Genomic DNA, 25,007 nt, shown 5'->3' on the forward strand with positions numbered 1-25,007 from the left:
GTGGCCGACCGCACCGCTCGCCGGCGACCGGCGAAGAAGACCGCGCCCGCCCAGGCCCTTCCTGCTCCCGCGCCGGGGGAACAGGTGTGGATGCTCGACGTCCCCCACCGCGTCAGCGCACCGGGCGCGACGTGGAACAAGAAGCTGCGCTGCCACATCCACGTCGGGCGGGAGCTCCCGGCGGCGCTCGCACCGTTCGCCGCCAAGCCGTACAGCTATCAGCAGTGGCTCGCGGACGATCTCAACGGGACACGCGGCCCTTCTGCGACCTCCACTCCCAAGACGCCGCGGCCGGAGCAGCTCGAGGCGGGCCGCGCGATCGACGCCGCCGCACGACACGGGATGCGCGGCATGGCTCTGTTCGACGACGTCGGCATGGGCAAGACGATCTCCGCGGTCCTGGGTGCGAAGGAAGTTCTCGCCCGACGCGGCGGCACGAGCGTCCTGGTGATCGTCGATCGGCCGACGGCGATCACGATCCCGTCGTGGCGTTCGACGATTGCCGCGGTCGGCGACGGCGGATACCGATGGTTGATCTGCTCGCCCGATCAGCTGAAGAAGCTGATCGCCGGCAACGGGAGACCGAAGTTCTCCTTCGACGTCGTCATCGCGGACGAGGCGCAGAACTTTCGCCACGATTCGCAGCGCACCGACTACATGCGCCGGATCACGAGGATGCTCGCCCCGCCGGACAAGGCGCCGTTCCTCATCGCGGTCACGGCGACCCCGGGCCATCACCCCGGCGAGTGGCGATACCTGTCGTCGCTGTTGGCGCAGATCCACGGCGAGGACCCGTCCGAGTGGGACGACCTCGGAGCGAGGCTCGCCCGCGCCGGGCTCCCACTGGCCCGCAAGTTCGGTACCTGGCAGTGGTCGCCCGAGGCCGTCGAGCGGGTGTCGTTGCAGGCCGACGCCGTCGCCGCCGTACGCGGCTGGCTCACCGAGCACGATCCGCCCCTGATGCTGCACCGCGACTCCCCGTGGGGGCCGGCCCCGATCGACGGGCTCGGTGTCGAGTTGACGCCCGCCGAGCAGGAGCAGTACGACCTGGAATGGGGAGAGTTCCGGCGCGAGATGGGCCTGGCGCGTACCGGATCCGACACCGCGCGAGGCCTGGCCGCGCTGCTCCGGTTCCGGCAGAAGGCCGGCATGATCCGGGTGCCGCACACCGTCGATCTCGCCGCGGCCTACGTGGCGCGGGGATATCAGGTGTTGGTCGCCGCGGAGATGGTCTCCACCGCGGCCGCTCCGATCGCGGACGCCCTCGAGGCCCGCGGCATCCCGGTCGCGCGGATCTTCGGGGGCCGTCCCGACGCCGAGGAGCAACGGCTGCGGTTCCAGCGCGGGCAGGCGGAGGTCTGCGTATTCACGACCACCACGGCGATCAGCCTGCACGCGAACGAACAGCTCTCGGACGGGACGACTGCGACGTCGACGCCGCGGATCGGCCTGTTCCACCAGCCGCGGTACTCCGGGATCGCCGCACGCCAGACGGTCGGTCGTGCGCATCGCGACTACCAGATCTGCCCGTGGTTCCTGCTGTACAGCGAGGGCACCGTAGAGGAGCAGGCCGCCGCGACGATGGTGCAGCGGCTGCTGGTGGCCGCGGCGTCCGTCGACGGCGATACGAGCACACTCGGAGCGATCGCCGAACTGTTCGGTGCCGAATGGCTGCCGTCCGACGCCCTCGGCTAGCGGAACACTCGGATACCCACGGACACCCGCCGAGGCTCGTAGGCTCGGGGGGATTCGTCGTCGCGGGTTGGGGAGGTTGCAGTGGTGGAACAGTCGGATCGGATCCGCGCGCGGGTGCGCCAGCTCATGCCGACCGCGCGGGACGAACTCGCGACGCTCGTCGGGTTCCGCTCCATCGCCGATCCTCGACAGGCGCCACCGGAACAGTGCACGGGGGCGGCCAAGTGGGTCGCCGACGCCTTCCGTTCGGTCGGCATCGAGCACGTGGGGCTGGTCGAGACGTCCGATGGGTCGAAGGCCGTCGTCGGGCACCAGCCGGGCCCGGACGGCGCGCCGACGGTCCTGCTCTACAGCCACTACGACATCCAGCCCGCCGGCGACGAGGCGCTCTGGCACTCACCGCCGTTCGAGCTCACCGAGCGGGACGGCCGCTGGTACGGGCGCGGCGCGGCCGACTGCAAGGGCAACGTCGTGATGCACCTGCTGGCGCTGCGCGCGCTGGCGGCGGTGGCGGACACGTTCCCGGTCGGCATCAAAGTCGTGTCCGAGGGCTCGGAGGAGATGGGCACGGGTGGTCTCGAGCAGTTGGTGCAGGATCGGCCGGAACTGTTCGCGGCCGACGTCATCGTGATCGCCGACACCGGCAACGTCGCCGTCGGACGGCCGACGGTCACCACCAGTCTGCGCGGGATCGCGAACGTCGTGGTGCACGTGGAGACGCTGGAGGGCGAACTGCACTCGGGAATGTACGGCGGGTCGGCGCCGGACGCGCTCGCGGCGCTCGTGCAGATGCTGTCGACGCTGCGTGACCACGGCGGAAACACCGTCGTCGACGGACTCGACACCGCGCAGGACTGGGACGGCGCGCAGTATCCGGAACAGCAGTTCCGCAGGGACGCCGGCGTGCTCGACGGCGTGCGTCTCACCGGGTCGGGCTCGGTCGCCGACGCCGTGTGGGCGCGGCCTGCGCTCACGATCCTCGGTATCGACGCACCGCCTGTGGTCGGCTCGGCGGCGGCGATCCAGCCGCGTGCGTCGGCCCGGCTGAATCTGCGGGTGTCGCCCGGCATGGACCCGCACCGGGCGCAGGACGCGCTCGTCGCGCATCTCGAGGGGGCCGCCCCGTGGGGCGCGCACGTACGGGTCGAGCGGGAGGCCGTCGGTGCGCCGTTCCAGGCGAAGACGTCGGGGCCGGGGTACACGGCACTGCAGACGGCGCTGGAGTCCGCGTACGGTCATCCGCTCGAGGTGGCGGGGCAGGGTGGGACGATCCCGCTGTGCAACGTGCTCGCCGAGCAGTTCCCCGACGCCGAGATCGTGCTGATGGGCGTCGAGGAGCCGCAGGCGCTCATCCACGCGCCGAACGAGAGCGTCGACCCGTCCGAGATCGAGAATCTCGCCGTCGCCGAGGCCCTGTTCCTCCTGGGCCTCGGCGACGGGGAGAAGTGACTGGCGTAGTGGTCAGACGGACAGGTCGCGGCGCAGCTTGGCGACGTGGCCCGTGGCGCGCACGTTGTACTGCGCGACCTCGATCTTGCCGTCCTCGTCGACCAGGAAGGTCGAGCGGATGACGCCCTGGACGACCTTGCCGTACATCTTCTTCTCGCCGAAGGCGCCCCACGCGGTGAGCGTCGTCTTCTCCGGATCCGACAGCAGCGGAAAGTTCAGTCCCTCGTTGTCCCGGAACTTCGCGAGCTTGGCCGGCTTGTCGGGGGAGATGCCGATGACGTCGAGGCCCGCGCCGTTGAGTTCGGTGAGGCTGTCGCGGAAGTCGCACGCCTGCTTGGTGCAGCCCGGCGTGCTCGCCGCCGGGTAGAAGTACACGATCACCTTGCGGCCGCGGTAGTCCGCGAGGGACACCTCGTTGCCGTCGGCGTCGGGCAGGGTGAACTCGGGAGCGATGTCTCCGGGGGCAAGCCTGTTGTCGGTCACAGCGAGTGAGGCTACCGAAGGGGCACGACGGGTGCGGTCTGCGCCGCGGCGGCCCTTCTGATCTACGGTTGTGTCGAGCTGTGCCGGTAGCGTGACCGGCACAGCAGCATGACAGCCACATCATTCGAACCAGTTGGAGGACACGTGCCCAGGGACACCGAGGCCATCGAGCGGGACATCGAGAACGCCCGCAATCAGCTCGCGCAGACACTCGACGTGCTGGCCGTCCGCACCAACCCGAAGCGGCTGGTCGAGACCACCAAGCACACCGTGCTCGCGAAGCTGAACGAGCCGGCCGTCAAAGCGGCGCTCATCGGTGCCGGCGCCGTCGTCGGGCTCCTGGTGCTGCGCAAGATCTTCCGCTGATCGATCGGCACTCGATCGTCGAACGGGACATCGGGGCACACGTCCGCTTCGCGGTGTGCAGCCGGTGTCCCGTTCGTCGTTCGGCATGCTGCGCGCATCGACGTCCAGACACGAAAGAGGCCCCCGCACGATGTGCGGGGGCCTTCTCGGTGCGCCCACAGGGACTCGAACCCCGGACCCAGTGATTAAGAGTCACTTGCTCTACCAACTGAGCTATAGGCGCATGCCCATTTGCCGGAGAACCGGCTGCTAGTGAACTAGCGTGCGCCCACAGGGACTCGAACCCCGGACCCAGTGATTAAGAGTCACTTGCTCTACCAACTGAGCTATAGGCGCATTGCTCGTCGCGAGGTGTCCCTCGCTCGGTGCGATGAGAACATTAGCGGACCGCTTCCGGCGAACGCAAATCTGCCCCTCTGTAACTGCTGCGGCGCAGGTAGCGATTGGTATTCGACCGTTACTCGACCCTCCGGCACGTCGCCGGAGGCGGCCTCTCGCGACTGGCATCATGCAGGTGCGCGAGTGCCGGACCGAGTGCGGTTCCGGTGCCGGGGCGGGCGCGCCAGGCGGGTGTGTCGTGGTTGTTGTGGTGTGTGAAGTGGGGTTTTCATGAAGGTCGGTCGCGGGATCGAGAGTCGGCGCGGCGGGTACATCGGACGGTCGAAGGGTCCGGTGGCAGTCGCGGCGCTGGCCGCAGCACTCGGGGTGGTGATGCTCGTCACCGGGTGCACCATCTCGACCGGGTCGGCAGGGGCGTCGTCGTCTTCCGGTGCGCCCATCGACTCGAATCCGCTCCTGTCGCTGATCAAGCCGGTGGTCACCACCACCGTCGCCGACGGGGCCGTGGGTCTCTCGCCCGGCGACCCGGTCGCGGTGCGGGTCACGGACGGCCGACTGGTCGACGTCGAACTGCGCAACCCCGACGGCAAGGTCGTCGAAGGCGTCGTCGCTCCGGACGGACTGTCCTGGGCCAACACCGAACCCCTCGGCTACAACCGCACGTACACGCTGCGGGCCGACGCGTACGGGCTCGGTGGGTCGACGTCGACCACCCTCACCTTCACCACGAGTGCGCCGGGCAACCTCACCAAGCCGTACGTGATGCCGGGCGACGGCAGTGTCGTCGGTATCGGTCAGCCCGTCGCGGTCCAGTTCGACGAGAACATCCCGGACCGCAAGGCGGCCGAGGCCGCGATCGAGATCGTCACCGTGCCGCCCGTCGAGGGCGCCTTCTACTGGCTCAACAACCGCGAGGTCCGCTGGCGTCCGCAGAACTACTGGGCGCCGGGCACCGCGGTGACGGTCGACGTCAAGGTCTACGGCCGCGATCTCGGCAAGGGAATGTTCGGGCAGGAGGACGTCCACTCGTCGTTCACGATCGGCGATGCTGTCGTCATCACCGCCGACGACGACACCAAGCAGGTGACGGTGAACGTGGCCGGCAGGGACGTCAAGACGATGCCCACGTCGATGGGCAAGAACAGCACCCCCACCGACAACGGCGTCTACATCATCGGCGACCGGTTCGATCACCTGGTGATGGATTCGTCGACGTACGGCGTGCCGGTGAACTCCGCGGACGGCTACCGCACGCCGGTGGACTGGGCCACCCGAATGTCGTACAGCGGCATCTTCTTCCATTCCGCGCCCTGGTCACTGAGCGAACAGGGGAACACCAACACGAGCCACGGGTGCCTGAACCTGAGTCCGTCGAACGCGAAGTGGATCTACGACAACACCAAGCGCGGCGACATCGTGATCGTGGAGAACACCGTGGGCGGAACGCTGTCCGGCACGGACGGCCTGGGCGACTGGAACATCCCGTGGGAGACCTGGCGCGCCGGGAACGCGTGATCTCCGATTATTCTGGGTGTGACCGAATCGTCCGAAGGAACGGGAGCTGAACGTGGAATCGGTGGGAGTCGGGGACCTGGTTCAGGCCGCGGGAAATGCAGGTCCGTGGACTGTCCTCGAGGTCCGACACGGCATGGCACTCCTCGAACACGCCGACGGCCACCGGCTGTCGCGTCGGACGACGTCGCTCACGGTGGTGCGCAAGGCGGAGCCAGGCGCCGCCGCCGCGTCATCCGAGTCGGCCGACAGTAACGGTGAGTCGCCCACGCTGTTCGACTAGAAGGGACGCGACGAGTCGGATGCCCGACCCGTCGCTCCAGCGACACGAAAGTGGCCGGCACCACATGGTGCCGGCCACTTTCGTTGTCTGCGGTTCTGATCCGTCAGGACGAGATCAGATGACGCCCAGCAGGGCGAGGAGGCCGATGACGCCGCCGATGCCGCTGACGAGGCCGGCGCCGATGCCGAAGTAGTTGCGGATCTCGGGGGTCGAGGAGCCGAAGGTAGGCATGTTTTCTCCTGTTGTTGATGCTGTCGGGCTGCGTCAGTGAGGAAAGTCACTGCCGTGCATCGAAGATGCTGCGCGTCACAGTAGAGAACGGATGAACAAACGGTTAAGAACAGGTCTCACTGAGTGGGACTTGCGTGTTTTTCCTGGTCAGACGGGTTTGCACCTTACTGTCCGGTAACGACTCGTGAAATAGGTCATGTTTCTTGTTCTACCTCGCGTTTTGCGCACTTATCGCGCGATGGGGTCTCCCGCGCGCGCGACAAGTGCGCAGAACGCGGGAGTGGGGTAAAGGCGGCGGCGATGGCGTCCGTTGTGCGGGAAGGGGTCCGGGCAGGGTCCGAGATGGAGACCAGGGAAAGGCCGGAAACGAGAAAAGCCCCGGCGGATGCCGGGGCTTTTCTTCGGGGTGACTGACGGGACTCGAACCCGCGACAGCCAGGATCACAACCTGGTGCTCTACCAACTGAACTACAGTCACCATCACTGTCGCTTCCGGCGGGGCCGGTTGCTTCAGCGAGATGAATATTAGCCTGTCGATCGAGGAAAGGGCCAATCGCCAGGTCAGGCGGGTCCCAGAGCCTCCACGACGGCCGCGATCTCGGTAGTCGACGGTCCGGGATCGGCAACGAAGGCCGTGCGCCGGTAGTACTGCAGTTCGCGGATCGACTCCTTGATGTCGGCGAGCGCGCGGTGCGACAGGCCCTTCTCGGGCTGGCCGAAGTAGATCCGTGGGTACCAGCGCCGGCACAGTTCCTTGATCGAGCTGACGTCGATCATGCGGTAGTGCAGGTGGGAGTCGAGTTCGGGCATGTCGCGGGCGATGAAGCCGCGGTCTGTCGCGATCGAGTTGCCGGCGAGCGGCACCGTGCCCGCGACCGGAACGTGCTCACGGATGTACGCCAGCACCATCTGCTCGGCCTCGGCGACCGTCACCGTCGAGGCGCGCACCTCGTCGGTCAGCCCCGACCTCGCATGCATCTGGGTCACGACGTCGGGCATGTCCGCCAGCGCCGCGTCGTCGGCGTGGATCACGATGTCCACACCTTCGCCCAGGATGTTGAGGTCGCTGTCGGTCACGAGGGCCGCGATCTCGATGAGCTTGTCGGTGCCGAGTCGCAGCCCCGTCATTTCACAATCGATCCATACCAATTTGTCTTGCACGAGAAACACAGTAGTCAGGCGCCGTCGGGATATTGTCCACGGTGGAGAACTTCCCTCACGCTGTGTGCTCGAGGAGGACGCTCATGACGCATGATCCGAGTGCCGCCGACGATTCGCGGTCGCAGGCGGGCGGCCCCCGAATCGCCGAGGCCGCCGCCGAGATCGCGTCAGGCTACGAGGCGGACGGCGCGGCGTTGGAGCTGGGGACGGTGGTCGTCGACGACGTGGTGGATCCGTCCGCCCGCGTGCGCATTCCGCTCGCCACCGTCAACCGGCACGGGCTCATCGCGGGGGCCACCGGCACCGGCAAGACGAAGACGCTCCAGGGCATCGCCGAACAGCTCTCGGCCGCCGGGGTTCCCGTCGTCATGGCCGACGTGAAAGGTGATCTGTCGGGGTTGGCTGCGCCCGGGGCGGCGAGCGACAGGGTCGTGGCGCGTGCCCGCGAGACCGGCGACCCGGACTGGACACCCACTGGCTACCCGGTGCAGTTCCTCTCGCTCGGCACCGACGGCATCGGCGTTCCGGTGCGCGCGACGATCACCAGTTTCGGCCCGATACTGCTCGGCAAGGTGCTCGGGCTCAACACGACCCAGGAGTCGACCCTCGGGCTGATCTTCCACTGGGCCGATACACGGGGGCTGGCACTGCTGGATCTGAAGGATCTGCGGGCGGTTATCGCGCACCTGACGTCGGACGAGGGCAAGGCCGACCTGAAGGGCATCGGGGGAGTGTCGGCGGCGACCGCGGGCGTGATCCTACGGGCTCTGGTGAACCTCGAGGCGGACGGTGGTGACACGTTCTTCGGTGAGCCCGAATTCGAGACGGAGGACCTGCTGCGCCTCGCCGACGACGGCCGCGGCATCGTCACGCTGTTCGAACTCGGCGCGCAGGCTGCGCGCCCGGTGATGTTCTCGACGTTCCTGATGTGGGTGCTGGCCGACCTCTTCCAGACGCTGCCGGAGGCCGGCGATCTCGACAAGCCCAAGCTCGTCTTCGTCTTCGACGAGGCCCACCTGCTCTTCGCCGACGCGTCGAAGGCGTTCCTGGCGCAGGTGGAGCAGACCGTGAAGCTGATCCGGTCGAAGGGCGTCGGGGTGTTCTTCTGCACGCAACTGCCGACGGATGTGCCCAACCCGGTGCTCTCCCAGCTCGGCGCGCGGGTGCAGCACGCGCTGCGCGCGTTCACCCCGGACGATCAGAAGGCGCTGACGAAGACGGTGCGCACGTATCCGACGACCGAGCACTACGACCTCGGGAAGGCGCTGGCATCGCTGGGCACGGGCGAGGCGATCGTCACGGTGCTGTCGGAGAAGGGGGCGCCGACGCCCGTCGCGTGGACCCGGATCCGGCCGCCGCGGTCGCTCATGGACACGATCGGTGACGACGGCATCCGGACCGCCGCCGGGTCGAGCACGTTGCAGCCGAAGTACGGGCAGACCGTCGACCGGGAGTCGGCGTACGAACTTCTGACCGCCAAGGTGGCCGGGGCGCCGAACACGGATCCGGCGCTGGACGTGCCGCCGCTGCCGGACCTTCCCGATCTGCCGCCGGCTCCGGAGGGGCCGAGCGTGACCGAGCAGATCCTCGGGAACGCGGCGGTGAAGAGCTTCCTGCGCTCGGCGGCCTCGGCGGCGGGCCGGGAGATCTCGCGGAGCATCTTCGGTACCGGGCGCCGCCGACGGCGGTGACGCCCGGTACCGAACGCGATCAGTCGAACAGCACGACGCCGCGGATGTTCTTGCCCTCGTGCATGTCGATGAAGCCCTGGGCGATGTCGTCGAGCTTGTAGGTGGTGGTAACGAGCTTGTCGAGTTCGAGCTTGCCGGCCTTGTACAGCTCGATCATCCAGGGAATGTCGGCGCTCGGTGCGGAGGCGCCGAACAGCGAGCCCTGGATGCGCTTCTGGTACAGCGTCAGTTCGAGCAGGCTGATCGGCAGCCCGACGTCCTCCATCTTGCCGAGGCCGGTGACGACGCACGTCCCTGCCTTGCGGATCGACGAGAAGGCTTGCGCGACATGCTCTCCCGTCGTGACACCGACCGTGACGATCGCGGCGTCCGCGCCCTGCCCGTTGGTGAAGGACCGCGCGATCTCGGTCGCCTCTTCCATCGTGGCCACCGCGTGGGTGGCGCCGAAGTCGAGGGCGGCGTTGCGCTTGAACTCGACGGGGTCGACGGCGATGATGTGCGATGCCCCCGCGTGCGCGGCGCCCTGGACGGCGTTGATGCCGATACCGCCGATGCCCATGACGATGACCGTGTGGCCGGGGTAGACCTCGGCGGAGTTCACGGCCGCACCCCAACCGGTGCCGACGCCGCAGCCGAGCAGACACAGCGTCTCGAGGGGGAGATCCTTGTCGACCTTGACGGCGGAGTCGGTGCTCACGGTGGTGTACTCGCTGAAGGTGCCGAGTCCGCAGGTCTGCGCGACGGGTGCGCCGTCGAGCGTCAGGCGGTAGCTGTTCGGGTCGTCCGGGCGGCCACCGGTCATGATGGCGGCGCCGCGGTCGCAGAGGTTCTGCAGGCCCTTGGCGCACCACCGGCAGCGGCCGCAGCCGGCGAGGAACGAGAAGACGACATGGTCGCCCACCTCCCAGCCGACGGTGTGCGGCCCCACCTCGACGACGATGCCGGCGCCCTCGTGGCCGCCACAGATCGGGTAGCGGCCCACGCCGTGGTCACCCTTGGCGATGTGATCGTCCGAGTGGCACAGCCCGGAGGCGACCATCTTGACGGTGAGCTCGTTCTGGCGGGGACCTTCGAGTTCGAGATCGACCACCTTGTAGGTGCCGGGCGCTTCGGTGATGACGGCGGCGCGGGTCTTCACGGGGTTCCTCCTGGCTGGACAGCGATGTTGTGGTGCGCATCACTATCTGCCCGGGTGGTCTGTTTCGGTGTGAGCGGTCTCACTCACTGGAACCCGGTTACAGTCCGACGTCGCGGGTCAGTAGGTCCGCGGTCGTCTCCCGGCGGATCAGTTCGCGCGCCGTACCTCCACGGACGGCCACGACAGGCGGGCGACCGATGCAGTTGTACGTCGATGCGAGGCTGTGGTGATACGCCCCCGTGCACGGCACCGCCAGGACGTCGCCGGGATGCAGATCGCACGGCAGTGGGACGTCGTGGGCCAGGACGTCCCCGGCCTCGCAGTGCCGTCCCACCACGGTCATCGGGGTGTGGGCGCCCGCTGGATGCCGGTTCGCCACCGCGACGTCGTACCGCGCGCCGTACAGCGCGACCCGCGGATTGTCGCTCATGCCGCCGTCGACGGCGACGAATGTCCGGCCGTCGCGCACGGTCTTGATCGACACCACCCGATAGAGCGTGACGCCGGCCCGTGCGACGATCGCGCGCCCGGGTTCGAGGGTGACGGTGGGTCGGGGGAAGCGGTTGCGGGCGCACGCGTCGTCGAGGGCAGCTTCGACGACACGGGCGAGGGCTGCGGGGTCGAGTTCCGGATCGCCGGGGCGATAGGGGACGGCGTGCCCGCCGCCCAGGTCGAGGTTGCTGACGAGCACCCCGTGGTCGCGTCGTATCTGGTCCATCTGCCCGATCATCCGGTCGATCGCCGCCGCGAAGAATCTGCTGTCGGTGATCTGGGAACCGAGGTGACAGTGCAGGCCGACCAATTCGAGATTCGACTGCTCGAGCACGAGGCGGACGGCGGAGTCCAGGTGCCCCTCGGCGATCGGGAAGCCGAACTTCTGGTCGTCGACGCCGGTCGCGAGGGCGGGGTGGCCGTGGATGGCGATGCCCGGTGTCGCGCGGATCAGCACCTTCTGCCGACCCTGCGCGAGGGAGGCGAGCAGCCGGATCTCGGTGTGCGAGTCGACGACGATCCGCCCCACTCCGACGTCGACGGCGGTGCGGAGCAGAGTTGCTGTCTTGGCGTTGCCGTGCAGAATGATTCGGCGCGGATCGATTCCCGCCGCCTGTGCGAGCGCAAGCTCGCCCTCGGAACAGGCATCGAGCGACAGGCCCTCGCTCGTCACCCAGCCGGCGACGGCCCGGATCATCAGTGCCTTCGCGGCGTAGGCGATCTCGGCGTCGGGGAAAGCCGTGCGATAGGCGTGGCAGCGGTGGCGGACGTCGTCCTCGTCGAGCACGTATGTCGGAGTGCCGTACTGGTCGGCGATGTCGTCGAGCGCGACACCGCCGACGCGGATCCGGCCGTGATCGTCATGGTTCGTGGTGACCGGCCAGAGCGCCGGGTCCAGGCGCGGGGCCATGGCCGCGCGGAGCGAGGGGAATAGGTCGAGCAGGGTCACCGGCGTCTCCTGAGGGCGCCCGCGTTCCGGTCGGAGCGGGTTCACCTTCAGGACTACGCCGACGCCCTGCTCGGCGGTCGGTTCCTGACGGGGACTTGACGGGTACCGTGCAAGCCCTGACGCGCGGTTGACGCCGCGGTCAGCCGCCGAGCTTCTTGTAGAAGGTGCCGACGATGGGGGCGATCGCGGCGCGCGGGCTGTACTGGCCCGCCACCGACATGCCCTTGCTGAGGATGCCCGGCACGATGCGCATCTTGTTCTCGGCGAGCGCGTCGAGCGAGACCCTCGCGACGTATTCGCTCGAGATCCACAGGAAGTCCGGAACCAGCTTGTCGACGATCGACGCCTCGGCCGGATCCGGGGTCTCGGTGCGGACGGGGCCCGGGGCGAGCAGCGTGACGTTGACGCCGCTGCCCTTCAGTTCGCCGCGCAATGACTCCGAGAACGTGTTGACGAACGCCTTGGTCGCGGCGTAGGTGGCGTTGTTCGGGATCGGCATGTTGCCGGCGGCCGAGCCGACCATGAGGATGGCACCCGACTTCCGGGCGACCATGCCGGGCAGGACCGCCAGCGTCAGGTCGTGCACGGCGACGGCGTTGAGCTCGACCTGGTCACGCTCGTAGCTCGGGTCCAGGTCGACGACCGGACCGAACGTCGCGATGCCCGCGTTGTTGCACAGGATCGAGATCTCCCGCTCGGCCAGTTCGGCAACGAGCGGGGCGCGACCGTCGCGGTCGGACAGGTCCACGGCGCGGACCTCGACCTCCACGCCGTACTTCTCGCGCAACCGGGCGGCGAGCTTCTCCATCACATCGCCGCGGCGGGCGACCAGGATCAGCGAGTGTCCGCGCGCGGCCAGTTCGGCGGCGAGGGCCTCGCCGATGCCGGAGGAGGCGCCGGTCACGACCGCGCGGGCGTCAGGGTGGGGATTCGGCAGGCTCACGACAGTGCAGCGTAGCGGGTCGCCGGAAACGCGGTGGTCATGCGCTCAGATCCTCGCCGCGAGACGCGTGCCCTGCTCGATCGCGCGCTTGGCGTCGAGTTCGGCGGCGACGTCGGCGCCACCGATGACGTGCGTCGTGACGCCGGCCACGGTCAACTCGTCCACCAGGTCGCGCACCGACTCCTGACCCGCGCAGATCACCACGGTGTCCACGTTCAGCGTGCGCGGTCGTTCGCGCTTCTCGCCGAAGCTGATGTGCAGGCCGGCGTCGTCGATACGTTCGTAGTTGACGCCGGAAAGTTCCTGCACGCCCTTGGCTTTCAGCGCGGCGCGGTGCACCCAGCCGGTGGTCTTCGCGAGTCCGGAGCCGATCCGTCCCGCCTTGCGCTGCAGCAGGAACACCTCGCGCGGCGACGGCGCAGGCCGCGGGGTGGTGAGCGCGCCCGGCGCTGCCTCGGGGTCGGTCACACCCCACTCGCGTTTCCACTCCGCAAGGTCGAGGGTGGGGGAGTGCTCGTGGGTGAGGAATTCGCTCACATCGACGCCGATGCCACCGGCGCCGATCACCGCGACGGACCGACCGACGGGCCTGCCGTCGCGGACCGCTTCGGCATACGAGAGCACCTTCGGATGATCGATGCCGGGGATGTCCGGCACGCGCGGGACGACGCCCGTCGCGATCACCACCTCGTCGTAACCGGCATCGACGAGATCGACCGCAGCGATGCGGGTGCCCAGGCGCACGTCGACGCCGGCCAGGTCGAGCTGGCGCCGGTAGTACCGGATGGTCTCGGCGAACTCCTCCTTGCCGGGGATCTTCTGCGCGATACCGAACTGACCACCGATCTCCTCGCGCGCCTCGAACAGCGTGACGGCGTGGCCGCGCTGCGCCAGGTTCAGCGCGGCCGACAGGCCCGCGGGTCCGGCGCCGACGACGGCGAGGTTCCTCTTGCGGCGGGTGGGCAGCAGCGTCAGTTCGGTTTCGCGGCCCGCACGTGGATTGAGCAGGCACGACACGTGTTTGTTGACGAAGGCGTGGTCGAGGCAGGCCTGATTGCAGGCGATGCACGTATTGATCTCGTCGGGCGCGCCGGCCGCGGCCTTGCGAACCCACATGGGGTCGGCCAGCATCGGCCGCGCCATCGAGATCAGCTGCACTTCGCCGCGGGTGAGGATCTCCTCGGCGGTTTCGGGCATGTTGATGCGGTTCGAGGCGACGACGGGAATCGAGACGTGCTTCGCGAGCTTCTCGGTGACGTCGACGAAGGCGGCCCGGGGCACCGACGTCACGATCGTGGGCACCCGCGACTCGTGCCAGCCGATGTCGGTGTTGATGATCGTCGCGCCCGCCGCCTCGACTTCCTGTGCAAGCGAGACGATCTCGTCCCAGCTCTGTCCACCCTCCACCAGATCGGCCATCGACAGCCGGAACAGGATCACGAAGTCGGGTCCCACGGCGGCCCGGGTCCGACGCACGATCTCGACGGCCATGCGGCGGCGGTTCTCCGGGCTGCCGCCCCACTCGTCGGTGCGCTTGTTGGTGCGCTCGCACAGGAACTGGTTGACGAAGTAGCCTTCGCCGCCCATGATCTCGACGCCGTCGTAGCCGGCCGCGCGGGCCAGTCGCGCACAGCGCACGAAGTTCCGGATCTGCCACCGGACGCCGCGACCGGTCAGTCGGCGCGGCCGGAAGGGGTTGATGGGCGCCTTGATCGACGACGCGCTCACGCTCAGCGGCTGGTAGCTGTAGCGCCCGGCGTGCAGGATCTGCAGCGCGATCTTGCCGCCGGCATCGTGCACTGCCCGGGTGATCGTGCGATGCCGACGGGCCTCGAAGCGGTTGGTGAGTTTGGCGCCGAAAGGCAGCAGCCACCCGGTGCGGTTGGGTGCGTAGCCACCCGTGACGATGAGGCCGACGCCGCCGCGGGCACGCTCGGCGTAGAACTCGGCCAGGCGCGCGGTGTTCTTCGCGCGGTCCTCGAGACCGGTGTGCATCGACCCCATGATCACGCGGTTCTCCAACGTCGTGAAGCCGAGGTCCAGGGGTTCGAACAGGTGCGGGAACTGTGAAGACATACCAGGCCTTTCGGGCGGGTCAAGGCTGTTCGGAGTCCGCTTCGGCGGCCAGGGCGGCGAGCACCTCGTCGCACCAGTCGACGAACCCCTCCTCGACGCGGATACCGCCGCGCAGAACGAGGTACTGATGCAGGGCGCGGCCCGTGCGGCGACGGGACTCGGGGAAGTCGTGGTCGGCGATGCTGCGGTACAGGTCCAGGCGGGCGACATGCTCGTCGCGGTGCCGGCGCACCTCGGCGAGCAGAGAGCCCGTGTCCCCGTACGAGGCGCCGCGGATCTTCACGGCGAGTTCGTTGCGCAGGTGTCCCGGTTCGGTGGGCTCGGCGATCCAGCGGGCCAGTTCGGCCCGTCCGGCAGTCGAGACGCGGTACACCTTCTTGTCGGGGCGACTGTCCTGTGCGATCGATTCGCCCGTGACCCATCCGGCGTCGTCCATCCGCTTGAGTACGCGGTAGATCTGCTGGTGGGTGGCACTCCAGAAGAAGCCGATCGACTTGTCGAACCGGCGCGCGAGTTCGTACCCGGAGCCGGCTTGCTCGCTGAGGGACACGAGGATCGCGTGTTCGAGTGCCACGCGTCCATTGTTTATGCAACGAGGTGAATATGCAATCAGACGTATAAACAGAACGGGTGTCCCGGAACGTTCCGGGACACCCGTTCTCCTCGCGGACGTGTCAGACGAGGTCCTCGCCGGAGCGGCGGGCCGCGACCCACTCGCGAACGGCGCCGCGGGTGATCACGAAGAGCGTGGCGGCCACGAGGACCGGCCAGATCAGGACGTACGCGGTCAGGACTACCGCATTCATGGAAGTTCTCCTCGGGTCGGTGAAAGGTGGGTCAGCTCCGCGCGGGCGTCTCGTCCAGCGTGGGGCGGTCGTCGTCGGCGACGCCCTGCCTGTCGAAGTCGCCGACGCGTTGCTCGATCGTCGCGAAGTCGAACGAATCGGGGTTGCGCACCGACATCGCGAAGCAGACCACGGTGCTCACGGCGTAGGCGACGAGCGAGCCGCTGAGGGTCGCGTAGTCGTGCAGGAACCCGATTCCGATCGGCGCGGTGACCACGATCGCGGTCACGCCGACGATCTTGGCCACCCGCAGCCCGAAGAATCCGAAGGTCATCAGGCCGGCGACGACACCGACACCGATGACGGACGCGATGTCGATGAGGAACCCGGACACGCCGTCGGTGGGCAGCCAGCCGAACCGCACCGGCAGGAAGGCGGCGACGGCGGCGATCGTGGCCACGGTGAACGCCTTGTTGGAGACCTTGTTCCAGTAGAAGCTCGCGATGACCGGGAACACCAGCGCGCCCCAGAGCGCGCCGACGAACACGAGCAGGTCCAGGATGTTGAGCCGCATGCTGGCGAACGCGACGGCCAGTGCGGTCGCGACGATCATGGTCGCTCGGCCGACGAGCAGCATCCGGCGCGGATCGGCCTCGGCCCGGCCGGCGACCGTGTGGCCGTAGCCGTCGGTCATCACGATGGAGGACAGTGCCGCCAGGTCGGAGTCGGCGGTGGACGACAGCGCGCCGAGGATGAGCAGGAAGAACACTGCGACGAGGATCGCGGGCAGGTAGGTGCCGGCCATCTGCGGGATGAGGTTGTTCACGTCACCGTCGAGCGGATCGATGCCGAGGTAGAGCGCGAGTACGCCGAACATGCCGATCCCGATCACCGTCGAGCCGTAGCCGACGGCGGCGGTGACGAACGTCGGCTTGATGAGGTCCTCGCGGACCGCGAACAGCCGTTGGGCGATCGTCTGATTGCCGATGGCGTAGGCGAGAACGGCGGCGATATAGGGGGCGCCCTGGTTGAAGAAGGCCTCGCTGGAGAAGAAGTTGCCCTGGGCCGGGGTCAGATTCGCGGCGCCCGTCTCGAAGGCGGCCGGGAACCCGGCGGCGAAGAACACGATGGGGATGAGCACGACGACGGCGCCGAGCATGCCCAGCAGCTGGATCACGTCGGTCAGCACGGACGCGCGGAAGCCGGACCACAGCGTGTACAGCAGCACACCGCCCGCGATGATGAGCACGCCCTGGATGAAGTTGAGCGGCGACAGCAGCGAGATCAGCACGCCGCCCGCAATGAAGTTCGACATCAGGCTGATGAGGCTGCCGACGACGTTGGAGCCGGCCAGCATGAGCTGACTGGAGCGTCCGTGACGGGCGTACATGATCTCGGCGAGGGTGTGTGCCCGCGGCGCCAGCTTCCGGATCCGCCGACCGAACGGGTAGATGAACAGGATCATCAGCGCGCCCCACAGCCCGTAGTGGATGGGGCCGGAGATCCCGTAGGTGTACCCCGAGGTCGCCGACGCGTACATCGACGACGCCCAGATCCAGGTGGCCGTCATGCTGGCGGCGGAGATGCCGAAACCGACCTGGTTTCCGGCGGTCATGAAGTTGTCGGCGTTCTCGTTCTTCCTGCCGATACGGAGGGATATGAGAAATGTTCCTCCGTAGAAGAACACCAGTAGCAGGACTATCGCCACGGCACTGAATTGGACGAGTTCGGGAACGTCCATTCGTTACCTCCTTGACACTTATTCGCGCAAAAACGGGTCGCGAAATATCGATGCGAGCCGGCGGCGTCGAGGGGTGCCGTGTGCCGCTCGTCGGCGGTGCGCACAGTGCCGTACCGGTCCCGCGTCGTGGCGGGGGCCCGCAACTCTTCGAGCGCGAAAGCTGTTCGGTCCGAGCGGGTCATGTCCCTCGACGCGGCTCGTGGACCGACGGGGCCGAGACGGCGCACGACGCCCGTCGGCGCAGGAGTTGCCTACGTCGACGGGCGTGTGGATGCACACGAAATGCGGGTATACGCAGGTCGCGCACGAGGGTCGACGTGTTCCGGATCGGTGGTCCGCGCGGTTTGTGCGCAGAATCGTCGACGCATTCCCATCAGTCGCCGAGAAGTGTAACACGGACAAAATTGTCCGACCGATATCCTGCCGCGAAATTGAATGCGTCCGAGAAATTTGATAGAAGGGTGGATTTAGTTTTCGTGGGCGCATTCTCGGCGCCGTCCCGGCCGGCCCCGCGGACGCCGCGCCACGGACGCGCACGTCACCCTGCGGATCCCGTCCGACTACGTAGGCTCACCGCCATGAGTGCGGAAGTGGTTGGGGAGGCGGGCATCGGGCAGGCCGCGTCCCGTCGTCAGGTCGCGGCGTGGGGACTCTGGGATTGGGGCAGTGCGGCTTTCAACGCCGTCATCGTCACGTTCGTCTTCTCGGTGTATCTCACCGACGCCGTCGGCGACGACCTACCCGGATCGGTCTCGGCGAGCACGTGGCTGGGTTGGTCGCTCGGAATCGCGGGCTTCTTCATCGCGGTGCTGGCCCCGGTGAGCGGGCAACGTTTCGACGCGACGGGACGTCGTAAGCGCTCGCTCGCGGTGCTCACCTTCCTCACCGTCGCGGCGATGGCGGGCATGTTCTTCGTCGTCGACGACTACCACTACCTGTGGCTCGGCCTCGTGCTGCTCGGATTCGGATCGGTGATCTTCGAACTCGCGGGCGTGCCGTACAACGCGATGATGCGGCAGGTCTCGACGCCGGAGAACATCGGCCGGGTCTCCGGGTTCGGCTGGGCGATGGGCTACTTCGGTGGCATCGTGCTGCTGCTGGTGTGCTACTTCGGGTTCATCGCCGGAGACGGTGACAGCCGCGGACTCCTGGGCCTGAGCACCGACGGCGGCCTGAACATCCGATTGGTCGCGCTGCTGGCGGCGGTGTGGTTCGCGGTGTTCGCCCTGCCCGTGCTCTTCTCGGTCCCCGAACTGCCGCGCACCGCAGCCGACCCGGGTGCCGCGAAGGCCGGCTTCGTCGAGTCGTATCGCGTGCTGTGGCGGGATCTCCGGGAATTGTGGGCCACCGACCGTCGGACCGTCTGGTTCCTGATCGCGAGTGCTCTGTTCCGAGACGGGCTGGCCGGGGTCTTCACGTTCGGTGCCGTGCTCGCGGTCAACGTGTACGGCATGGCGTCGGACAGCGTGCTGCTGTTCGGTGTCGCCGCCAACGTCGTGGCCGCACTCGGCGCGATCGTCGCGGGGCGCCTCGACGACCGCGTCGGCCCGAAGTCCGTCATCGTCGCGTCGCTGATCTCGATGATCGTGGTCGGGGTCGTGCTGATCGGTGTCTCGGGGACGCTGCTCTTCTGGGTCTTCGGACTGTTGTTGTGTCTGTTCGTCGGACCCGCACAGTCGTCGGCGCGCACGTTCCTCGCCCGGATCACCCCGCCCGGCAGGGAGGGGCAGCTGTTCGGTCTGTACGCCACGACGGGCCGGGCGGTGTCGTTCCTCGCGCCGACGCTGTTCGGATTCTTCGCGTGGTGGTTCGGTGCGGACCGGGCCGGCATCGTCGGGCTAATGGTCGTACTGGGCATCGGACTGGCCGCGCTGCTCGCGGTGCGGCCGCCGGAGCGGGACGCCGCCGAGCAGCTACCGGCATGACGACCGAATGTCACACGCGCCCAGTCCGACTGAACGTGTGTGACATTCGGCCACAGCAGGGTCAGTCCTTGAAGTACACCAGCTGGTGGGTGGTGGCGAGCAGGGCGCCGTCGCGTCCCCAGATCTCGCCGGACTGGTCGAAGTAGCCCTTCCCGAACCGCTGGGCGCGGGCGGTGGCGAGGACCGCGTCGTCGGCCTGGGCCGCCAGCAGCGTCGCGTCGGCGTGGAAGTACACCGTGAGCGAGACGGTGCCGGCCGGCAGGTAGCGGCCCAGCCGGAGGAACGCGCGCGGATAGAACACGTCGCACAGCGAGGTCAGCGCAGGGAAGTCGAGCGGTCGCGGCGGATTGTCGCGAACCCACATCGTGGTCGTCGAATCCGGTTGGGCACCGGCCTCGGGATCGGGGATCTCACCGGCGACGAACCGCATCTCGTAGTTCCGAGCCCACGCGATGAACTCGGGGAAGCCCTGAACGGCGACGTCGCCGACCGGCGGTGCCGTGGGCGCCTCGATCTCGGTCGACGCCCAGGTGTCGCGTCGGACGCCGAACACCGCGGTGGCCGTCGTCGTGACGACGCCGTCCTGTGCGAGTTCGATACTCCAGTGCTGGGTCGACCGGTTGGTGCGGGTGGGACGCGCCGCGACCTCGAACGCGCCGTCGGCGATCGGGCCCGCGAAGTTCACGGTGAGCGAGAGCGGATCGCCGAGACGCTCGGGATGCTGCAGGACCGCGCGCAGCAGCGTCGCGGCGGTGATGCCACCGAACGGGCCCACCATGTTCGCGTACGCCGGGGAGGTGTGGCCCAGACTGACGCCGGGTGCGCCCAACTCGGGAGAGAGTTCGACGGCGGCGTCGAAGGGGTGCGGGGGTGCGACGATCTGGGTCACGACAACTCCTGACGGGTGACGATCGGGTTCTAAGTATGACAACATACATAGAACCGAGCGGCAACCGTGCGAGGGCGGAAAGGGCGAGGACATGGCGAGGCGGCAGGACCCCGGAAGCGGCCCGCGCGCTGCGATGATCGACAGCGCTGTCGCGTTGATCCGCGAGCAGGGGGTGGCGGCGACGTCGTTCGCCGACGTCCTCGCGCACAGCGGTGCGCCCCGCGGCTCGATCTACCACCACTTCCCCGACGGCAAGTCGCAACTCGTCGAGGAGGCCACCCGCTCCGCCGCCGCCTACCTGGGCCGCGGAGTGGCTCGGGTGCTCGAAACGGGTGACACCGTCTCCGCGCTGCGGGCACTCGTCGATCTGTGGCGCCGCGGCCTCGAGGCCACCGACTACCAGGCCGGATGCCCCATCGTCGCCGCGGCCCTCGGCACCGAGCGCGGTGCGCGCGAGGTCGCCGCGGTGACCTTCACCGAGTGGTGCGATCTCATCTCCGCGAGTCTCGTCGACGACGGAGTCGCGCCGGACCGGTCGGCGTCGCTGTCGGTACTGGTGGTCAGCGGACTCGAGGGTGCGCTCGTGATGGCCCAGGCCCAGGGCACCTCCGCGCCGCTCGACGCGGTCGTCGACGAACTCGAGGTGCTGCTGCGCGCGTGAGGCCGGCTCAGGCCTGCGCCACGCGGGCGAGGATCGCGTCGGCCAGCACGTCCGGATGCTCTTCCGGAATCCAGTGGCTCGCGCCGTCGAGGACGACGAAACGGTAGGGCGCATCGACGAATTCGGCACACCGCTTCGCCCCGGCCGGCCCGAGCGCGGGATCGGCGGTGCTCCACACGTAGGTGGTCGGCACCCGCACCGGCGAGAGATCACCGAACTCGCGGGACATCGCGCGGTACCAGTTCATCGCGGCGGTGAGGGCGCCGGGCTCCGACAGCAGACGTACGTGCTCCTCGACCAGTTCGGGGTCGTTGCCGTCACCGAACATCGCCCGCAGACGGCGCGAGTCGTCCTCGAGGAGAACGCTTTCCGCCTTCCCTTCCTGGCGCAGCAGCCCGATGTACCCGGACCGACGCTGCTGATCGGCGTCCTCACGCAGCGCCCACCCGAAGGCCGCCGGGTGGGGGACGGAGACGGCGGTGAGGCTACGGATGCGGTCCGCGTGGGTGCCCGCGACCTGCCACGCGACCGCGGCGCCCCAGTCGTGGCCCACGAGGTGCGCCGACTCGAGACTGTAGGCGTCGAGCAGGCCGACGACGTCGCCGACGAGGTGGTCGGAGCGGTAGTCCTCGACGCGCTGCGGGCGGGCGTCGGGGGAGTAGCCGCGCTGGTTCGGGGCGATCACCCGCAGGCCCGCGGCCACCAGGCGCGGGGTGACCGGGCGCCACGACGCCGAACTCTCCGGGAAGCCGTGCAGCAGGACGATCGGAGTTCCGTCGTCGGGGCCCGCGACGGTGACGTCGAAGGTCAGTTCGCCCACGCGAACTCGATCTGTCCGTGAGTCGTCGGTCATTGCGCCACGGTAGCGGAATCGTTACCGGTGCGTGGGTTTCCAGCCGCCGATGCCGATCACGACCAGGCGCAGTTGTTTCTCGGCGCGGGCGATCACCGCCCGTTCGTCGGCCGATCCGGGGCGATCGACCTCGAGCAGGTCGACGACGGCGGCGAGCATCGCCTGCACGATCAGATCCGCGGCCATCTCGAGATCCTCGATGTCCCAGTCGCCCAGCGCCGGCATGCGCCCGAGGTCGATGGTGAGTTCGCTGACGAACAGCCGCAGCTCCGTGGCGATCGCGCGCCGGACCTCCGGCACGCCCCCGTAGCGTTCACGGGCGACGAACCGGAACTCGGCCTCGTGGGCGCGCACCTGGCGCACCAGGATGTCGAGGGAGTCGCGGGCGTTCTTCGCGCTCGGGGTCCGCCGGGCATCGCGCAGCATCCGGCGCAGCACGCGCATACTGTCCTCGGCCAGGGCCACGCCGAGATCGTCCATCGAAGCGAAGTGCCGATAGAAGGCCGTGGGAACGATTCCTGCCGCGCGCGCCACCTCGCGCAGGCTCACGCTCGCGAAACTGCGGTCCGCATGGAGTTCGAGAGCCCGGTCCAGCAGGGCCTGACGCGTGCGCTCCTTGCGCTGCGCGCGCGTCTCCACCGGTTCGGTCACGTCGTCGAGTCTAGGCAGCGCATCCCGCGGCCCGGACGATCGTCGAGGTGACCGGCATCACGTTTCCCCGGGATTGACAGGTAGGGGGTAATCGCGTTCACACTAATCAGTGTACGAGTGTGCACTGAAAATCTCTCGTGAGGAGATGATCATGACGACGAGTTCCCCTGGGCGGTCGCCGGCGCGGCCGTTCCTGTCGCTGTTCGAGGCGCTGGCCACCCCGCACGCGGTGGACCGCTATCTCGAACTTCTCGATCCGATGGCGACCGCCCGCGAGATGCGCGCCCGGGTCGTGCGGGTCGACCGCCCCACGCCGGATTCCGTGGTGATCGAGCTGCGCCCCACCCGGCACTGGCAAGGATGCCGCGCGGGACAGTTCGTCCAGGTGGGCGTCGTGATCGACGGTGTGCGACACACGCGGTGCTACTCGCCGACCGACGCCGAGTGCGGCTCGCGCGACTCGATCAGGCTGATCGTTCGGGCGCACCGCGACGGGCTCGTCTCGCAGTATCTGGTCCGGGAGGCGAGTGTGGGCATGGTCGTCGACCTGTCCACGGCAGCAGGCGAATTCATGCTGCCTGCCCGGCGGCCGGAGCAGGTCGTCCTCGTCAGTGGTGGCAGCGGCATCACCCCGGTGCTGTCGATGCTGCGCACGCTCGTCGGCGAGGGCTTCGCCGGGTCTGTCGCGTTCCTGCACTACACGCGCACGCTCGACGACGTTCCGGTCCTCGGTGAGCTGCGGGCGATCGACGAGGCGCACGACAACGTGGCTGTCCGCGTCGTCGAGACATCGGTCGACGGGCGGTTGCGGCGCGAGCACCTCGACGCCGTGGCGCCATGGTTCGGGCCGGAATCGGAGGTGTTCGTGTGCGGCCCGGACACGCTCTCGGCGTCGGTCCAAGAGATGCTCGAGTCCGAAGGTTTCGGTGAACAGATGCACACCGAACGGTTTCGGATCGACCCGCCGGCGCCCGCAGGGCCCGTGGGCGGTGTCGTGTCGTACGCGCGCAGCGGCGTCACCTCCGCGAACACCGGCGCCAGCCTGCTCGAGCAGGCCGAGGCCGCGGGCCTGCAACCCGAGCACGGCTGCCGGATGGGGATCTGCTTCTCGTGCACCGCGGTCAAACGGTCCGGGCGCACTCGCAACCTTCGTACCGGAGATACCCACGACGACCCGGACCAGCCCATCCAACTGTGCATCTCGGCACCGGTCGGCGACGTCGAGATCGACGTCTGACCCCACCGGTCACCACGATCAGAGGAGAATCCCATGTTCGGACTGAGCGTTCCCGGGTTCCTGGCCCTGCCCGGTTTTCTGAAATTCGGTGGTCGCGACCCCGAGCCCGAGGTCACGGTCATCGGTTACGACGAGGTCGAGGCGCTCGGCCGGGAACTCGATGCGCTTCGCGACGAGGTCGTCGCCGATCTCGGTGCCGCCGATCGCGAGTACATCTACCGGATCATCAAGGCGCAGCGCGGTTTCGAGGTGGCCGGCCGCGGGCTCATGTATCTGGGCTTCCTGCCGCCGTTCTGGCTGGCGGGCGTGGGGGCGCTGTCGATCTCGAAGATCCTGGACAACATGGAGATCGGGCACAACGTCATGCACGGCCAGTACGACTGGATGCGTGAGCCCGGCCTGAACTCGCGGGTGTTCGAGTGGGACACCGTGTGCCCCGCGGACCAGTGGAAGCACTCGCACAACTACCTGCACCACACCTACACCAACATCGTCGGGCGCGACCGGGACATCGGCTACGGCATCCTGCGGATGGACGAGGCTCAGCGCTGGAACCCCTATTACCTGGGGAATCCGCTGTATGCGACTGCGCTGATGTTCCTGTTCGAGTGGGGTGTGATGCTGCACGACCTCGAGGCGGAGAACGTGATCCAGGGCAAGCGGAGGTGGTCGGACGTCAAACCGCTGGTGCAGGGGTGGTGGCGCAAGGCCGGACGCCAGGTGCTCAAGGACTACGTGTTGTTCCCGGCGCTCACCGGACCGCTGTTCGTCTCGACGCTCCTCGGAAACGCGACCGCGAACGTGGTCCGCAACGTGTGGGCGTACTCGATCATCTTCTGCGGCCACTTCCCTTCGGGGGTGCAGAGTTTCAGCGAAGAAGAGACGGCCGACGAGACCCGCGGCCAGTGGTACCTGCGGCAGATGCTCGGCAGCGCCAACATCACCGGCAGCCCGCTGTTCCACATCATGTCCGGCAATCTGTCGCACCAGATCGAGCATCACCTGTTCCCGGACATCCCGGCACACCGCTACCCGGAGATGGCGCCGCGCGTGCGGGAGCTGTGCGAACGCTACGACCTGCCGTACAACACCGGCGGATTCTTTCGTCAGATCGGGACCGTGTGGGCCAAGATCTTCCGATTTGCGCTCCCGCCGTCGCTCATCGGCCGGGCTCCCGTGCGTGGTGTTATCGTCGAGCGTCGGAAGACCGCTGCATGAGAGGCACGTCGAACATGGTGGGGAAGTTCGAGCGAGGCAAGGACACGGTGCAGGAACTCACGGAGTCCGCGGCCACACACGTCGGCGCGATCGCGGTGATCATCGCCGGGGCCGTCCGGGACGTCACGCGGGAAGTGGGGGAGTGGATCACCGACGGCATCGAGATGCGCGAGGCCGCGCGGAAGGCCCGCGAGGACGGCGAGCCGTCGGAACACGACGAGAGCTGAACCGGGACAGAG

General features: G+C 68.3%; 23 protein-coding genes and 3 tRNA genes. 11 read left to right on the forward strand and 15 right to left on the reverse strand.

From position 1 onward, the window contains the following. Positions 1–1,695, forward strand: coding sequence for a DEAD/DEAH box helicase (locus ABEU20_RS00695; RefSeq protein ID WP_420162492.1), 1,695 nt, complete (start codon positions 1–3; stop codon positions 1,693–1,695). Positions 1,696–1,776: 81 nt separating this feature from the next. Beyond that, positions 1,777–3,144, forward strand: a complete 1,368-nt coding sequence (locus ABEU20_RS00700; RefSeq protein ID WP_420162493.1) for a dipeptidase — start codon at positions 1,777–1,779, stop codon at positions 3,142–3,144. Between the two features lie 12 nt (positions 3,145–3,156). Here ABEU20_RS00700 and bcp read toward each other — a convergent pair whose 3' ends face one another. Beyond that, positions 3,157–3,627 carry a thioredoxin-dependent thiol peroxidase gene (bcp, locus tag ABEU20_RS00705; RefSeq protein WP_420162494.1) on the reverse strand — a complete coding sequence of 157 codons (471 nt, stop codon included), beginning with the start codon at positions 3,625–3,627 and terminating at the stop codon, positions 3,157–3,159. Positions 3,628–3,771: 144 nt separating this feature from the next. Here bcp and ABEU20_RS00710 point away from each other — a divergent pair, with 144 nt between their 5' ends. After that, the gene (locus ABEU20_RS00710; RefSeq protein ID WP_013416562.1) at positions 3,772–3,993 is read left to right on the forward strand and encodes a DUF3618 domain-containing protein; all 222 of its coding nucleotides are present in this window, start codon (positions 3,772–3,774) and stop codon (positions 3,991–3,993) included. A gap of 150 nt (positions 3,994–4,143) precedes the next feature. On the opposite strand, the gene ABEU20_RS00715 is transcribed toward ABEU20_RS00710, so the two are convergent. Both ABEU20_RS00715 and ABEU20_RS00720 read right to left on the reverse strand, forming a co-directional pair. Continuing rightward, a tRNA-Lys gene (locus tag ABEU20_RS00715) sits at positions 4,144–4,216 on the reverse strand. Positions 4,217–4,256: 40 nt separating this feature from the next. After that, a tRNA-Lys gene (locus ABEU20_RS00720) sits at positions 4,257–4,329 on the reverse strand. A gap of 273 nt (positions 4,330–4,602) precedes the next feature. Here ABEU20_RS00720 and ABEU20_RS00725 point away from each other — a divergent pair. Continuing rightward, positions 4,603–5,847 carry a L,D-transpeptidase gene (locus ABEU20_RS00725; protein WP_420162495.1) on the forward strand — a complete coding sequence of 415 codons (1,245 nt, stop codon included), beginning with the start codon at positions 4,603–4,605 and terminating at the stop codon, positions 5,845–5,847. 52 nt (positions 5,848–5,899) lie between these two features. Continuing rightward, a complete protein-coding gene (locus ABEU20_RS00730) occupies positions 5,900–6,127 on the forward strand; it encodes a hypothetical protein (protein ID WP_420162496.1) in 228 nt (75 codons plus the stop codon). Positions 6,128–6,763: 636 nt separating this feature from the next. Here the strand turns inward: ABEU20_RS00730 and ABEU20_RS00735 are convergent. Both ABEU20_RS00735 and orn read right to left on the reverse strand, forming a co-directional pair. Beyond that, positions 6,764–6,836 (reverse strand) — tRNA-His (locus ABEU20_RS00735). A gap of 83 nt (positions 6,837–6,919) precedes the next feature. After that, the gene (gene orn, locus ABEU20_RS00740; protein ID WP_420162497.1) at positions 6,920–7,519 is read right to left on the reverse strand and encodes an oligoribonuclease; all 600 of its coding nucleotides are present in this window, start codon (positions 7,517–7,519) and stop codon (positions 6,920–6,922) included. An 83-nt stretch (positions 7,520–7,602) separates the two neighbouring features. On the opposite strand from orn, the gene ABEU20_RS00745 reads away from it, so the two are divergent. Beyond that, positions 7,603–9,210: a helicase HerA-like domain-containing protein gene (locus tag ABEU20_RS00745; protein ID WP_420162498.1), complete on the forward strand. Its 1,608-nt coding sequence runs from the start codon at positions 7,603–7,605 to the stop codon at positions 9,208–9,210. 19 nt (positions 9,211–9,229) lie between these two features. Here the strand turns inward: ABEU20_RS00745 and ABEU20_RS00750 are convergent, their stop codons facing one another. From ABEU20_RS00750 to ABEU20_RS00780, 7 genes are all read right to left on the reverse strand, one after another. Next, complete coding sequence (locus ABEU20_RS00750; protein ID WP_420162499.1) at positions 9,230–10,348, reverse strand: NDMA-dependent alcohol dehydrogenase; 1,119 nt, start codon at positions 10,346–10,348, stop codon at positions 9,230–9,232. Between the two features lie 97 nt (positions 10,349–10,445). Beyond that, complete coding sequence (lysA, locus tag ABEU20_RS00755; RefSeq protein WP_420162500.1) at positions 10,446–11,789, reverse strand: diaminopimelate decarboxylase; 1,344 nt, start codon at positions 11,787–11,789, stop codon at positions 10,446–10,448. Between the two features lie 139 nt (positions 11,790–11,928). After that, positions 11,929–12,732: a mycolate reductase gene (gene cmrA / locus ABEU20_RS00760; RefSeq protein ID WP_420162501.1), complete on the reverse strand. Its 804-nt coding sequence runs from the start codon at positions 12,730–12,732 to the stop codon at positions 11,929–11,931. Positions 12,733–12,777: 45 nt separating this feature from the next. Then, the gene (locus tag ABEU20_RS00765) at positions 12,778–14,808 is read right to left on the reverse strand and encodes an FAD-dependent oxidoreductase (RefSeq protein WP_420162502.1); all 2,031 of its coding nucleotides are present in this window, start codon (positions 14,806–14,808) and stop codon (positions 12,778–12,780) included. A gap of 19 nt (positions 14,809–14,827) precedes the next feature. Beyond that, complete coding sequence (locus ABEU20_RS00770) at positions 14,828–15,382, reverse strand: PadR family transcriptional regulator (protein WP_420162503.1); 555 nt, start codon at positions 15,380–15,382, stop codon at positions 14,828–14,830. A 100-nt stretch (positions 15,383–15,482) separates the two neighbouring features. Further along, positions 15,483–15,614 carry a putative transporter small subunit gene (locus tag ABEU20_RS00775; RefSeq protein WP_420162504.1) on the reverse strand — a complete coding sequence of 44 codons (132 nt, stop codon included), beginning with the start codon at positions 15,612–15,614 and terminating at the stop codon, positions 15,483–15,485. 31 nt (positions 15,615–15,645) lie between these two features. Continuing rightward, positions 15,646–17,334, reverse strand: a complete 1,689-nt coding sequence (locus tag ABEU20_RS00780; RefSeq protein ID WP_420162505.1) for a sodium:solute symporter family protein — start codon at positions 17,332–17,334, stop codon at positions 15,646–15,648. A 50-nt stretch (positions 17,335–17,384) separates the two neighbouring features. Between ABEU20_RS00780 and ABEU20_RS00785 the strand changes: the two genes are divergently transcribed. Then, positions 17,385–19,259 (forward strand): MFS transporter, encoded by a 1,875-nt coding sequence (locus ABEU20_RS00785; protein WP_420162506.1) that lies wholly within the window; start codon positions 17,385–17,387, stop codon positions 19,257–19,259. Positions 19,260–19,320: 61 nt separating this feature from the next. On the opposite strand, the gene ABEU20_RS00790 is transcribed toward ABEU20_RS00785, so the two are convergent. Beyond that, positions 19,321–20,148: an acyl-CoA thioesterase gene (locus tag ABEU20_RS00790; RefSeq protein ID WP_420162507.1), complete on the reverse strand. Its 828-nt coding sequence runs from the start codon at positions 20,146–20,148 to the stop codon at positions 19,321–19,323. 91 nt (positions 20,149–20,239) lie between these two features. On the opposite strand from ABEU20_RS00790, the gene ABEU20_RS00795 reads away from it, so the two are divergent. Beyond that, entirely contained in the window at positions 20,240–20,809 is a 570-nt protein-coding gene (locus ABEU20_RS00795) for a TetR/AcrR family transcriptional regulator (protein ID WP_420162508.1), read from the forward strand. A gap of 7 nt (positions 20,810–20,816) precedes the next feature. On the opposite strand, the gene ABEU20_RS00800 is transcribed toward ABEU20_RS00795, so the two are convergent. Continuing rightward, the gene (locus tag ABEU20_RS00800) at positions 20,817–21,662 is read right to left on the reverse strand and encodes an alpha/beta fold hydrolase (protein WP_420162509.1); all 846 of its coding nucleotides are present in this window, start codon (positions 21,660–21,662) and stop codon (positions 20,817–20,819) included. A 21-nt stretch (positions 21,663–21,683) separates the two neighbouring features. Beyond that, positions 21,684–22,313 carry a TetR family transcriptional regulator gene (locus ABEU20_RS00805; RefSeq protein WP_420162510.1) on the reverse strand — a complete coding sequence of 210 codons (630 nt, stop codon included), beginning with the start codon at positions 22,311–22,313 and terminating at the stop codon, positions 21,684–21,686. A gap of 151 nt (positions 22,314–22,464) precedes the next feature. Between ABEU20_RS00805 and ABEU20_RS00810 the strand changes: the two genes are divergently transcribed. From ABEU20_RS00810 to ABEU20_RS00820, 3 genes are read left to right on the forward strand one after another with little or no spacing between them, the layout of a single operon-like run. Continuing rightward, complete coding sequence (locus ABEU20_RS00810) at positions 22,465–23,550, forward strand: ferredoxin reductase (RefSeq protein WP_420162511.1); 1,086 nt, start codon at positions 22,465–22,467, stop codon at positions 23,548–23,550. A 33-nt stretch (positions 23,551–23,583) separates the two neighbouring features. Then, on the forward strand, positions 23,584–24,768 hold the full coding sequence (locus ABEU20_RS00815; RefSeq protein ID WP_420162512.1) for a fatty acid desaturase family protein: 1,185 nt from the start codon (positions 23,584–23,586) through the stop codon (positions 24,766–24,768). Between the two features lie 14 nt (positions 24,769–24,782). Then, the gene (locus tag ABEU20_RS00820) at positions 24,783–24,995 is read left to right on the forward strand and encodes a hypothetical protein (RefSeq protein ID WP_420163112.1); all 213 of its coding nucleotides are present in this window, start codon (positions 24,783–24,785) and stop codon (positions 24,993–24,995) included. Positions 24,996–25,007 lie beyond the last annotated feature (12 nt).

The sequence above is a fragment of the Rhodococcus parequi genome (assembly GCF_046042785.1).
Classification (GTDB): Bacteria; Actinomycetota; Actinomycetes; order Mycobacteriales; family Mycobacteriaceae; genus Prescottella; species Prescottella parequi.